Source organism: Roseateles noduli, assembly GCF_050626985.1.
GTDB classification, from domain to species: Bacteria; Pseudomonadota; Gammaproteobacteria; order Burkholderiales; family Burkholderiaceae_C; genus Roseateles; species Roseateles noduli_A.
The window spans coordinates 965,640-977,780 of record NZ_CP192463.1 but is presented as its reverse complement, the minus strand read 5'-3'; the positions used below and the strand labels follow the sequence as shown (position 1 = coordinate 977,780).

Sequence of the window (12,141 nt, the reverse complement as noted above, 5' to 3'; positions counted from 1 at the left end):
TGAACAAGCCCATGGATAGTCTCAGCGGCATGTCCGTATTCGTCTTGGTAGCCAAGACCCTGAACTTCAGCGCCGCCGGCCGCGAGCTGGGCATCTCACCATCGGCGGTCGGCAAGGCGATAGGTCGCATGGAGACGAAGTTGGGGGTTCGACTGTTCCGTCGCACCACGCGTACGATCGAGCTCACCGACGAGGGCGTTCTATTTCTGGAACGCTGCGAACGGATACTGAGGGAAGTGGAGGCAGCAGAGACCGAGCTTGGCGCCTTGGCGTCGAAGCCGACTCCAAAGCTGCACATCAACCTTCCCTTTGCTGCAGACGAGCTGCTGCGCCCCCTGGCCGCCTTCTCCGCTTGCCATGCGGGGGTGGAGATCGAGATCGACCAGTTCGGAAGCCGGTCCTCACCGTTGGGTGGCGAGGCGGATGCGGCAATCTGCCTCGGAACTGTTTACGACCCTTCTCTGGACTCGCGCCAGGTGGGTACGCTCAGCTTCATCTTCGTGGGCTCGCCCGCATATCTGGCGCGTGCTGGGACACCCCAGACGGCGTGCGACCTCCACCGCCATGCGACCGTTCGCCTACGCTCTTCAGCAGGAGGTCAGCTCGAACCGTGGCCGCTTGAAGGATTCAGTGAGAGCTTCTCAAGTTCCGTGCAAGCAAAGGTCGTCGCAAACGGCATGGATGGCGTGCTGCACGTCGTCCTCGCGGGCGCAGGTGTTGGCCTGCTACCGGAGACGCTGGTGCGCAATCTGATTCGTGAAGGGCAACTGCTGCATGTGCTGCCTACAGTGCGCAGTCCTAAGGTCGCCCTCACCCTGGTTTGGCCAAGGGAGAAGCAGTCGGACCCAAGGCTTCGCTCCCTTGTGACCCTGTGGACTCAACCGGCAGGCGCGCACGGTGTGTGCATAGACACCCCAGACACGCGCGTCTCAGCTCTGGCCGCCTAGGCGTCAACGCAGAACTGAGCCTGAAGACGAGATTTGGCGGACACACTGGCGCGAAACGCGCGCCTCAAGCGCTGCCGGCGCCGAGCCCGCCGCGCGCCAGACACTGTCACTTCATAACGAACCCGCGCTCCTTAAGCACACGGAGCAGCTTTTCGCGGCCAGTAAGGGCTGCGGCGCCGGACACCCTTTGGATGGCCTTGGAGGTCCAAGTCGATGCTGGCATGTTCTGGCTGAGCTCAAAGTTCGTCATCGCTGCGTCGTAGCGCTTCATAGCGACCGGATCGAACGTGCCGTACTTCTCGCGGTGTAGAACGATGCTCGCAGGCAGTCGCGGTTTGATGTCGCTGTCGTAGTCGCGATCGGGAGTTCCGACGGCCAGGCCGAAGACCGCAAACGACTCCTCGGGCAGGCCCAGTTCCTTTGCGACTTCGGCTGGGTTGTTTCGCATGGCTCCGATGAAGCAACTTCCGAGTCCCATCGAGGTCGCGGCGACTGCGGCGTTTTGCGCGGCAAGCGACGAATCCACAACCGAAACAAGGAAGCTGTCGAAATATTCGAGCCCTTCAACGGCCGAAGCAGCTTGCTTGCCCAAGGTTCGAAGCCTTGCGAGGTCCGCCACAAAGACCAGAAGCAAGGGAGCTTGAATGATGTGCCGCTGATTGCCTGAAAGGACAGCCAGTTTCGCTTTCAACGACGGGTCTTGCACCGCGATCACGCTCCAAGACTGAAGGTTGGACGAGGTCGGTGCCGACTGCGCCGCGGCAACGATGGCGGCCAGCTGCTGTTCCGTCACACCCGCATCCGTGAACGCGCGGGTCGAGTAGCGGTTCACCAGCGTCGACAACACGACGTTCCACGGCGCTTTGGCATCAGCCAGATCACTCGCGTCGACGCCGTAGCGCTTGGCAAGCAGCTCCTCGCGGCTCATGTTGGCCACATCCAAAGAATTGTTCATGCTAGACACCTCAAAATCGCTCGTAGCCCACGTCGATCGAAGCGACGACAGATACCAGCAGGACCGAAAAATCTGTTGTGGGTTCATGGGTGCAGCTCCCTCGGCTCGACCTGGCTCGACCAGAGTTGAAGAACCCGCTTGAAGTCGATCGGCTGAGTGACCGCCCTCCGCTGATAGTCCAGGAGCGCCCGAATCAACTGCGTGCCGGGGCTATGCGAGCTCCATCGAACTCCGCGTCGGGTCAGTAGACAAGTTCACACCGGACCCTAAGCCGGCGCTGTCCGCAGCCTCGGTGGTGCACGCACTTGAGTCTTCAAACCTCAACTGCTCGAAGCGCTCCAGACTTCCGTTCTTGGCAGCTGTGAGCTCTGCGAGCGCCGAGATGGCAATCTCGGCGGGAGTCTTGCCGCCTAAAGGCAATCCAATGGGACCTCGCAGCCTGTCGACCTGCGCATCGGTGAGGTCAAACAGCTTTAAGCGTCCCCGTCGTCGGGCGCTGTTGCGGCGGGAGCCGATCGCACCAACGTAGAAGGCGTCCGAACGCAGCGCCTCCATGAGCGCCAGGTCGTCCAGCTTCGGGTCGTGGGTCAAAGCAATCACCGCGGTCCGAAAATCGACCTTCAAATCGATCACCACGTCGTCAGGCATGCCGGGAACCAGCTCCACCCCTTCGAGATTCCAGTCCTTGGTGTACTCGATGCGAGGGTCACACACATAGACCTGATAGCCCACGCCGGTCGCTACCTGAGCCAGGAACTTCGACAAATCTCCTGCCCCGATGACAAGCAGCCGCCAACGCGGTCCCATCACCGCGGAGAACTCGTTGTCATCAAGCTCAACGACGTTCTCCGTACCCGATCCATGCTCGAGGACAACGGAGCCATCTGACAGCCGAAGTCGCCTGCGCACGAGACCCCTTCCCACGAGCAGGGCCAGTAGCTCATCCAGCCGGCTCTCTAGGCTCAAGGTCTCTATGACCAATCGGATAGTCCCGCCGCATGGAAGGCCAAACTTGTGGGCATCCTCGGAGGAGATTCCATAGACAACGGCCCTTGGCGGCCGCTGTTCGATCCCGCCATCTCGAACTCCAGCGATGAGGTCGTCCTCGATGCACCCACCGGACACCGAGCCAACGACTGACCCATCCTCACATACCCCCAGCATGGCTCCCGGCGTGCGCGGACTGGATCCCCAGGTGTTCACCACGGTGACCAGCTGGCAGCGCTTACCTGCCCCCACCCACGCGGCGCAGGCGCGCAAAACTTCAAGGTCAAGGCTTTCCACGGCGTTGTTCAAGGTGTTCGCTCACCGCGTGGGAATTGCGGCGAGCGAGGGAGCATGCGGCACTCGCAAAAATACCCAAGATGGGCGTGACTAAGCCGCCACGTCCAAGTCAGGCGACCAGTTGCGCGTCCAACGTGATGTCTGCCTTCAGAAGCTTGCTCACAGGGCAACCTGCCTTGGCATCCGCTGCCAGCTTCTGGAACGTCGCCTCATCGGCCCCCGGCACTTCGGCCTTCAGCACCAGATGCACCTTGGTGATCGCGAAACCACCTTCGACGGACTCCAGCGTGACTTCGGCCTTCGTATCCATCTGCTTGGCGGTGAAGCCGGCCTGCTGCAGGATGAGGGATAGAGCCATCGTGAAGCATCCCGAATGTGCGGCCGCAATCAGCTCTTCGGGATTGGTACCCGGGAGGCCTTCAAAACGGCTCGAGAAGCCGTACGGATAGGCACTCAACGCGCCGCTCTGGGTGGAGATGGCACCCTTGCCATCCTTGATTCCGCCTTGCCAGACGGCGCTGCCGGTTCGCTTGATTTCCATGTTCAGTCCTTAAGGGAGTTAACGGAGGACGACGACCAGCGCCGCCCATCAAAGTTCATCAAAGCCCAGATCCGGAGACTCCAGGCTCGAATGTCATGCGCATCCCCATAGAGCTCGTCATCAGGCATGCGCAAGAAAATGCCGCGTCAAGCGCGGCAAGAGCGGCCGAGACTGGCTAACACCGGCCGGCCAAGGCCGTCTCAATCCCAGGGAGGGACGCTCCGGCGATAGACCCATCCTTTGCCCTTGGCGTGCAACGTGCCAAAGCCTGGGAACGAAAGATGTGCTGCCGCCACTAATGCGCCGGCGGAGGCCGCTTCCGCGAAGAGCTTCTGGCGCGCCACGACCGCGGCGCGCGGATCGCTGTCCCAAACGATGGTGACTGTCGGATCGTCGAACTGAACCGCAGCCACGTGAATAAGGTCCCCGAGGATGTAGAGCTTTTTGCCCTCGCTCTCGACGATGTAGCTGGTGTGCCCAGGCGTGTGCCCAGGCGACGGCACAGCAGTAACCCCTTCGGCCACGACGCCAGGGCCATCGATGGGCTTGAGACGGCCGTCCGCTTGGTACGGCCCATAGGCTGCAGCAGCAACCTCGAAGCCCTCTCGCTCCTCATGAGACTCGTTCGGCTTGGCCTGGTGGCCAAGGAAGAAGTCCACATCACCCTTACCCACGTGGACTACGGCGTTCGGAAACACCTTCTGACCGTCGCGCGTCAGACCCTCGACGTGGTCCCAGTGGCTGTGTGTGATGAAGACATCGTCGACATCCTCCGGCTTGTAACCGAGCGCCTTCAGGTTGGCCAGCACAGCACCCGTGGTCGGTCCATGGCTTCCAGAGCTGCCCACATCGAACAGCATCAAGCGCTTGCCGGTATTCACCAAGTAGGCGTTGATCGAGGTCTCGACCGGTGACTTCAGGTACTGCTTGGCGAGCGCCGCAGTCGTCTTCTGAGCAGGCTGCTTCAGCAGCTTCTCGACAGGGAGATTCAGACTTCCATCGAGCAGCGCCGCCACTTGGAACTGCCCGACCATGAGCGGGTAGTACCCAGGCGCCTGCGTTTTCACCATAGGCGCGGCCGCCATGGATGGTGGAACCAGTGTGATGGCGCCGAGCAGCGCGGCGGCGAACAGCGACGCGGATCTGGCCAACGTCTTGATTTCAGGCAACTTCATGAGGTTCCTCTCAGAGGTGTGGATCGGTCGGTCTGGCTCGCCGCTATCCCGGGCTCGTACCCCAAGCAACGCGGTTGCACCGCCACGACACCTGCGCGCCTCTATAGAAGCCCGCCGCGAGCCAGAGCCGACCAAATCCACGGTTCGAACTCTCTCTCGTTCCCAGCGCTGCGCCAACCAGACCAAGGTATGAGGGATCCTAAGCTCGCAACTTCTATTTTTGAAGCTAAACTTTTTTCGCGAACCCATATGTCGCCCAACGGCGACTCATCCGCAACGGAGAACTCATGACACAAGCCCTCTACCCCGCCGCCGAGACGGCGATCCTTCTCACCGACCCGTACAACGACTTCATGACTCCGGGCGGCAAGCTGTTCGATCTGGTGAAGGACGTCGCCGCAAAGAACAACGCCTTCGCCAACATCAAGAGCATCGTTGACGCCGCACGCGCTGCCGGCATCACCATCTACATCCTCCCGCACCACCGCGCCCACGCGCACGACTATGCGGACTGGGACCACGTCAGCCCGAACCAGGAGACGTCCCACAAGCTGCAGGCGTTCGCTGCGAACTCCTGGGGCGGCGAATGGGCCGAAGGCTTCGCACCGCAAAAGGGCGACGTGCTGGTGAAGGAACACTGGGGCTTCAGCGGGTTTGCCAACACCGATCTGGATGAGCAGCTCAAGCAACACGGCGCGCGCAAGCTGATCTGCATCGGCATGATCGCCAACGCCTGCGTCGAGTCGACCGCCCGCTACGGCATGGAGCTCGGATATCACGTGACGCTGGTCAAGGACGCCACTTCCGCCTTCAGCGACGAGGCGATGCACGTCTCCCATGAGGTCAACGCGCCGTTCTTCGCCCACGCGGTGCTGACCACGGCCGAGGTGCTTGCCGCGCTCAAGCCGGCCACTACTGCCGCCTAACCCTCACGGCTTCGACTGGGTCGATCGCTCGATGACTCCAGACGGCATCCCCAGCAACGAACCAACTTCTAGGAACACCATGACCACCGAATCCGACATCTATCCGACCAAGCAGACCGCGCTTCTGGTCGTCGACCCGTACAACGACTTCATGACCGAAGGTGGCAAGCTGTACGACGCCATCAAGGAAACCGCCGAAGCTTCCGGCATGTACGACAACCTGCGCAAAATCATCCCGGCCGCGCGCGCCGCGGGGATCAAGATTTTCGTGCTTCCCCACCATCGCTCGCATGACGGCGAGTTCGACCACTGGGACCACATTTCACCGTTCCAGCAGTCGGGCGTTCCCCTGCAAGCCTTCGGCGTCGGCACCTGGGGCGGCGAGTTCAATCCTGAATTCGGACCGAAGGAAGGCGACGTGGTCGTTCAGGAGCACTGGGCTCAAAGCGGCTTCGCCAACACCGACCTGGACATGCAGCTCAAGCAGCGCGGCATCCGCAAGATCATTCTGGTGGGCGTCATCGCTAACAGCTGCATCGAGTCGACCGCACGCTTCGGCGTCGAGCTGGGCTACCACGTCACGATGGTCCCGGATGCCACCGCAGCGTTCAGCCCGGCCGGCATGAAGGCGGCGTTCGAGACCAACGCCCCGACCTTCGTCCATGCGATCCGCAACGCCGAAGAGGTGATTGCCAAGTTTGAAGCGAACGTGACGGCTTGAGGTAGAGGGGCCGAGTTCGCCTACTACGGCTCTCCCTCGCCACAGGTCAGCGGGAAGGCGCTCGACGAGGCCGTCGAGCGCCTTTCTGTTTCTCCGATGGTTTTTGAGCGCTACCTAGCCAACGGAAGGCTGGCGCATACAAATTTTTCGGGCAGGAATCTCTCAAGGAGTACGCGTGAAAGACAGAGACGGACTGGCCCTCAGCATCTTGTTCGCCGTTGTGTGCGGCGCCCTGCTGGCCATCTCCAAGGCGATGGGCTGCGACCTCGCCACGCTGCTGCGCGCCGTTCCTGGAACGATCATCCTAGCGGTGGCCTCTCTGACCGCCATCTCTCGACTGCGCCTCGACCCAGCGCTTTGCGCAGCTATGGTAGCCACCCTGATGTGGCCCAACTGGTTCGGGATCGTAGACAGCATCGCGTTGGGCGGCATCGACCCGCACCAATTGCCCACACTCCCGGTTCCGAACGAGGTTCCGGTTTCGATCAGGATACTGGAGTGGTTCGGCGAAGGTTTCTGGCTCGGTGTAGCGGCATGGCGCGCTACGACGCTGCTGCGTGCCCGATGACGCCAGGCCCCTAGCCCCGCCCGCGGCGTCCCAGCGCTCATGGGGCTAGTACAGCTTGGTCGGCGGCATCAACGGACAAATGCAACGTGGCCATCGTACTATTCGGGCGCGCGCGGCTGAATGTCGCCGCGCGCTAGGCAGTGATCTAGACCTCCACCCCGGTGAACCGGGTGTTGATGTGGTCCTTCACGTTGATCGTCACATAGTTGCGATCGGCGAAGACGCTCACATCGACCTTCTCGTACGTGCTCACGCAATGAGCCAAGGCTGCGCTCAGCTTGCTTTCGATGTCCTGCACAGTCGGATAGTTGACGTCCGGTCGGAGCTCGAATTGGTACGGCTTCTTCAGCTCCGTCTCAATGTCGACCCGGACTGCGTCACCCGGCGGTGGTACCGCGACCGTGTAAGAAACGACTTTGTGTTTAGCCATTTTTTCCTCTCCCGATAAGCCCCGCGACTTGCTGGGCGTGCGTAATGAATTTCCGCTGATGATGTTAGGAGCAAGGCGGAGATCACTCTGCGCCTTCACCAAATGCCTGACTAAACTCAGAGAGATTGGTCCAGGCGTCCCACCTGGCCCAATCTCATTCATCGACCGCGATCAGGCCGTTACTCAGCTCCGCTCAGTCCTGGCCGCCAAGGCCGCGATGGCTCGTCCGACTCCAGCGCCATAAGCAGGGTCGGCCTTGGAGCAGTTGGCAACGTGGCGGTCCTTCACTTCCTGTGAAGCGTCGCCAAGGGCACGCGCCGTGTTCTCGAACAGCGCGTTCTGCTGCTGCAGCGACATCAGACGGAACAGCGCCCGAGGCTGGGAGTAGTAGTCGTCGTCGACGCGGTGGTTCCAATGGTCGGCGGCGCCCTCCACGCTCAGCGGCGGCTCGCGGAATTCGGGTTGTTCCTGCCATTCCCCCTGACTGTTGGGTTGATAGCCGATAGTGGAGCCGTGGTTGGAGTCCACGCGCATGCTGCCGTCTCGATGCGACGTGTGGAACGGGCATTTCGGCGCGTTCACAGGAATCTGGTGATGGTTCACGCCCAGGCGGTAGCGGTGAGCATCGCCATAGGAGAAGAGCCGCGACTGCAGCATCTTGTCCGGCGAGAAGCTGATCCCGGGCGGCACGTTCGCCGGCGAGAACGCGAGCTGTTCGACCTCGGCGAAGTAGTTCTCCGCGTTGCGATTGAGCTCCAGAACGCCAACATCAATCAGCGGGTAATCCGCGTGCGGCCAGACCTTGGTCAGGTCGAAGGGGTTGATGTGGTAGGTGCCCGCATCCTTCTCCGGCATGACCTGCACCTGCATCGTCCAGCGAGGAAAGTCACCTTTATCGATGGCGTTGACCAGATCCCGCTGCGAGCTCTCGCGATCACGACCCACCAGATCCTGAGCTTGGGCATCAGTCAGGTTCTCGATGCCCTGATGGGTGCGAAGATGGAACTTCACCCAGAAGCGCTCGTTGTCCGCGTTGATGAAGCTGAAAGTGTGGCTACCGAAGCCATGCATGTGGCGGTACGACTTCGGGAGGCCGCGGTCGCTCATCACGATGGTGACCTGGTGCAGCGCCTCCGGGAGCAAGGTCCAGAAGTCCCAGTTGCTGTTGGCGTTGTGCAGGTTGGTTCGCGGATCTCGCTTCACGACGCGATTCAGGTCCGGGAACTTCAGAGGGTCGCGAAGGAAAAACACTGGCGTGTTGTTTCCAACCAAGTCCCAGTTGCCTTCCTCGGTGTAGAACTTGATGGCGAAACCACGAATGTCACGCTCAGCGTCGGCGGCTCCTCGTTCGCCAGCGACCGTGGAGAAGCGAACAGCGAGCTCGGTCTTCTTGCCGACCTCGGAGAAAATCTTCGCACGGGTGTACTGACTGATGTCGTTGGTCACCGTGAACGTACCGAACGCACCCGTTCCCTTGGCGTGCATGCGGCGCTCGGGGATGACTTCGCGCGCGAAGTGGGCCAGCTTCTCAAGGTGCCAAACATCTTGGAGAAGCATGGGGCCGCGCGGGCCAGCGGTTTGCGTGTTTTGGTTGTCAACGACCGGAACGCCGGCCGCGGTGGTGAGTTTCTTCATTCCCATTCCGTTCACTGGGTGAGCTCAAGCGGATTTCGAACCCGCTTACGCACGCGATCCAAGCCGATCGCGCAAGGCGGTTCAGTAGCTCTCGGACGCAACTGTCCGGGGCGCGCCATCAGAGCTCGAAACGGCAATGCCAGCCAGTCATACACATTGGTTAATTGCCTTGCCCTCAAGCCTGATGGTGCGCGCAAGCCCAGCCGGGCAAACTAATTTGCGTTACTGCTCCATCCACCAACCGAAAACGCCGGGTTGCCTCCATCACAAATGAGCTGCGCAGAACCGTTGGCCTGCCGATGCTCATGACCGCCAGCCTCCACCCTTGAGAATGGACCGCTTGCCATGAACATCATCCGCGTCGGAAGTAGGACCCCTAATTGGGCCAATGTCACCAGTGCCACCGTTCTGCTCGCAGCCTTAGGGGGCGCCGTCACCGTCTACACGGGCTGGTTCTCTTTCCATCCTGAGGGAGCCTCCACCGCGCCAATACGCGTGACGGTCGCGCGAGCAGTCCAGAAGAACATCCGCGCCTGGCAGGAGTTGCCGGCGAGGCTTGAGGCAGCGGACAAGTTCAGCATCAGGTCGCGCGTCGAGGGCGTCGTACGCAAGATTCACTATCGCGCAGGCGCGCTCGTGAAGTCTGGCGACATCCTCTTCACGATGGATGACACAGTAATTCGTCAGAAGATCCGGATCGCGAGCGCTCGAGTAGAGCGGGCCATCACCCGTGTCGAGTCAGCCAACACAGAGGCTGAGCGACAGCAGCTGCACGTGGAGATTTCCGGGCACGACGATGGAGCCTTTGAGCGAGCCAAGCGAGAGCAGGACGAGGCCGTCAACGAGCTTCGTGAAGCTCAGACCCAGCTCGAGGCAGCCCGGATGAAATTGAACGCTGCGCAAGTGCGAGCGCCTGTCGATGGGACGATGAGTGCCCCTTCGGTGACCGAAGGCACCTTGGTCAGCAGCTCGGGAAGGACCTCGACCCTGGCCTCAATCACACCAGCAAGTCCGGTCTACGCGACCTTCGACCGTCAAAGCCTGGAGGAACTCCAACCGCTGCTCCGTCTCAAAGGTGATGCATCAGCGCTGAGCGTAGGAGGCGGGCTCCCGGCGATGCTCAAGGCACCCGATCAGCCCAGGTTCTTCAGCGGCTTCTTAAGAAGGATTGGCAACGGCATGTCGGCCGGAGGCAAGGCTGACCAGCTGCGCGCCGTGTTCGACAACTACCAGGGCCACCTGGTACCGGGCGAAGCCGTTCGAATCAAGATCCCCACGCTGGACCACGATGGCGCCGTCTTCGTGAGCGAGCAGGCCATCGACATGCGCGGCGACGACTCGTACGTCGTCGTGGTGGATGAGACTGACCGGGCCTTCTTGCGCAAGGTTCAGACAGGGACCGTCGTCAACGGACTGAGGATCGTCACGTCCGGACTGAAGGCCGGCGAGCGTGTCGTACTTGGTGGTTTGAAACGCCTTGCGGACGGCACGAAGGTCCTCCCTCAGCTGTCCACCGCCCCTGCGGACGGTCCAAGCTCGATGTAGTCGCCGGTCTATTGAGGAGCCCAAAGCATTGCTGCAGACCGACCCGCGGGTCGTGCTCCGGATCGAAGTGAGGCATCCAGCCCCAACCGCCAATAGGTGGACTGAGCCACGAGATACATCTTGCGCGGGAGCGACGCAAAGCTCGGCCCACCCCCCCCATCTCAGCTGCGGCGCACCCCGCCGACGACCTCAACGTGGATCGGAGCCCTTACCGAGAGCAGCTTCAATCCACTGAAGCAACTTTCCACCATCCAACGGCTTTGTCAGCAAACACAGCGCGCCCGCGTCGATCGCCTTCGACTCCAGGGCTTTGTCGTTGCTCGCGGTCAGCATGATGACGGGAACATCGGGACACCGTCGCCGAAGTTCGCGGGATAGTTCGAAGCCGTCCATCGCGCCCATGTGGATGTCCGTAGCGACCAGGTCGACCGAGACGTTCTGAGTGGACTCAAGCATCTGCTCCGCAGACTCGAAGCCCATCGCTCGGTAGCCGCAAGCTCGCAGCAGCCCAAGCTGGGCATGGAGCAAGGACTGATCGTCTTCAACGATGACAATGAGGGGTGCGGACGTCAAGGTGGTCTCAGAGCGCACGGCTTGGCGGATATCGCCAGCCTGCCAGACCCCAACTTTCCTCTTTCCCCGCATAACGGGGAACCATACATTGGTATGCGAAGAGTCAGGCTGTTGCGGAGGCCTTGACGCGCTCCACCAAGCGAACCATGTCGGCCAAAGTCCGCGCCTCCAGCTTTCTCATTGCGGAACCCCGGTGGATCTTCACTGTGATTTCGCTGATGTTCAGGATCGCGGCGACCTGCTTGTTCATCTTTCCCTGAACCACAAGCTCCGTCACCTGCTGCTCGCGAGGGGATAGTCGGGCGTAGCGTGCCTGAATCTGGTTCTCGTTGAGCTGCTGAGACAGACGCGCCTCATCTCGAGCAATTGCAGAAGTCACGGCATCCAGGATGTCCTGGTCACGAAATGGCTTGGTCAGGAAGTCGATCGCGCCAGCCTTCATGCCCCGAACGGACATGGGGACGTCTGCGTGCCCGCTCATGAGGATCACTGGGCAGAGGATGTGCTGCTCGGCCAGGCGGTCCTGGAAATCGAGGCCATTCATGCCAGGCAGTCGCACGTCCAGCATCAAACAGCCAGGACCGTCGAGCTCCGCTTTGTCCAGGAACTCCTGCGCAGAGTTGTAGCCAGCTGAGTTCAGCCCCACCGTCCGCAGCAAACTGGCGATCGCATAGCGGATGGACTCGTCATCGTCGATGATGTGTACGGTTGCAGAACTGTTCATGAGCGGACCCCGGTTGCGACCAGATTGTAGTCACTTTAATATCTGAAGTCTCAAGAGGGGCATCGCCACAGGTGGAAGTACGAATTTCAGCTGAAATAATGCCGAAGCTATCCTCAG

Annotated in this window: 13 protein-coding genes; 5 read left to right on the top strand and 8 right to left on the bottom strand. The window is 61.2% G+C overall.

Annotation, left to right across the window (positions count from 1 at the left end):
- The first annotated feature begins 11 nt into the window (after positions 1-11).
- A complete protein-coding gene (locus ACQ4L4_RS04305) occupies positions 12-947 on the top strand; it encodes a LysR family transcriptional regulator (protein WP_431102983.1) in 936 nt (311 codons plus the stop codon).
- A gap of 106 nt (positions 948-1,053) precedes the next feature.
- Here the strand turns inward: ACQ4L4_RS04305 and ACQ4L4_RS04300 are convergent, their stop codons facing one another.
- The 4 genes from ACQ4L4_RS04300 to ACQ4L4_RS04285 all read right to left on the bottom strand — a co-directional run bounded on the left by ACQ4L4_RS04300 (position 1,054) and on the right by ACQ4L4_RS04285 (position 4,902).
- Positions 1,054-1,902 carry a nitroreductase family protein gene (locus ACQ4L4_RS04300; RefSeq protein ID WP_431102982.1) on the bottom strand — a complete coding sequence of 283 codons (849 nt, stop codon included), beginning with the start codon at positions 1,900-1,902 and terminating at the stop codon, positions 1,054-1,056.
- A 210-nt stretch (positions 1,903-2,112) separates the two neighbouring features.
- Complete coding sequence (locus ACQ4L4_RS04295) at positions 2,113-3,186, bottom strand: XdhC family protein (protein ID WP_431104870.1); 1,074 nt, start codon at positions 3,184-3,186, stop codon at positions 2,113-2,115.
- 109 nt (positions 3,187-3,295) lie between these two features.
- Entirely contained in the window at positions 3,296-3,721 is a 426-nt protein-coding gene (locus ACQ4L4_RS04290) for an OsmC family protein (RefSeq protein ID WP_431104869.1), read from the bottom strand.
- Between the two features lie 206 nt (positions 3,722-3,927).
- Complete coding sequence (locus ACQ4L4_RS04285) at positions 3,928-4,902, bottom strand: MBL fold metallo-hydrolase (RefSeq protein WP_431102980.1); 975 nt, start codon at positions 4,900-4,902, stop codon at positions 3,928-3,930.
- 287 nt (positions 4,903-5,189) lie between these two features.
- On the opposite strand from ACQ4L4_RS04285, the gene ACQ4L4_RS04280 reads away from it, so the two are divergent.
- The 3 genes from ACQ4L4_RS04280 to ACQ4L4_RS04270 all read left to right on the top strand — a co-directional run bounded on the left by ACQ4L4_RS04280 (position 5,190) and on the right by ACQ4L4_RS04270 (position 7,117).
- On the top strand, positions 5,190-5,828 hold the full coding sequence (locus ACQ4L4_RS04280) for a cysteine hydrolase (protein WP_431102978.1): 639 nt from the start codon (positions 5,190-5,192) through the stop codon (positions 5,826-5,828).
- A gap of 79 nt (positions 5,829-5,907) precedes the next feature.
- Positions 5,908-6,549: a cysteine hydrolase gene (locus tag ACQ4L4_RS04275; protein WP_431102976.1), complete on the top strand. Its 642-nt coding sequence runs from the start codon at positions 5,908-5,910 to the stop codon at positions 6,547-6,549.
- A 175-nt stretch (positions 6,550-6,724) separates the two neighbouring features.
- Entirely contained in the window at positions 6,725-7,117 is a 393-nt protein-coding gene (locus ACQ4L4_RS04270; protein ID WP_431102975.1) for a hypothetical protein, read from the top strand.
- A 145-nt stretch (positions 7,118-7,262) separates the two neighbouring features.
- Here ACQ4L4_RS04270 and ACQ4L4_RS04265 read toward each other — a convergent pair whose 3' ends face one another.
- Both ACQ4L4_RS04265 and ACQ4L4_RS04260 read right to left on the bottom strand, forming a co-directional pair.
- Entirely contained in the window at positions 7,263-7,547 is a 285-nt protein-coding gene (locus tag ACQ4L4_RS04265; protein WP_431102974.1) for a hypothetical protein, read from the bottom strand.
- A gap of 183 nt (positions 7,548-7,730) precedes the next feature.
- Complete coding sequence (locus ACQ4L4_RS04260; RefSeq protein WP_431102973.1) at positions 7,731-9,182, bottom strand: catalase; 1,452 nt, start codon at positions 9,180-9,182, stop codon at positions 7,731-7,733.
- Between the two features lie 345 nt (positions 9,183-9,527).
- Between ACQ4L4_RS04260 and ACQ4L4_RS04255 the strand changes: the two genes are divergently transcribed.
- Complete coding sequence (locus ACQ4L4_RS04255; RefSeq protein ID WP_431102972.1) at positions 9,528-10,727, top strand: efflux RND transporter periplasmic adaptor subunit; 1,200 nt, start codon at positions 9,528-9,530, stop codon at positions 10,725-10,727.
- 189 nt (positions 10,728-10,916) lie between these two features.
- Here ACQ4L4_RS04255 and ACQ4L4_RS04250 read toward each other — a convergent pair whose 3' ends face one another.
- Entirely contained in the window at positions 10,917-11,300 is a 384-nt protein-coding gene (locus ACQ4L4_RS04250; protein WP_431102971.1) for a response regulator, read from the bottom strand.
- A gap of 103 nt (positions 11,301-11,403) precedes the next feature.
- The gene (locus ACQ4L4_RS04245; RefSeq protein WP_431102970.1) at positions 11,404-12,024 is read right to left on the bottom strand and encodes a response regulator transcription factor; all 621 of its coding nucleotides are present in this window, start codon (positions 12,022-12,024) and stop codon (positions 11,404-11,406) included.
- Between the last annotated feature and the right edge of the window lie 117 nt (positions 12,025-12,141).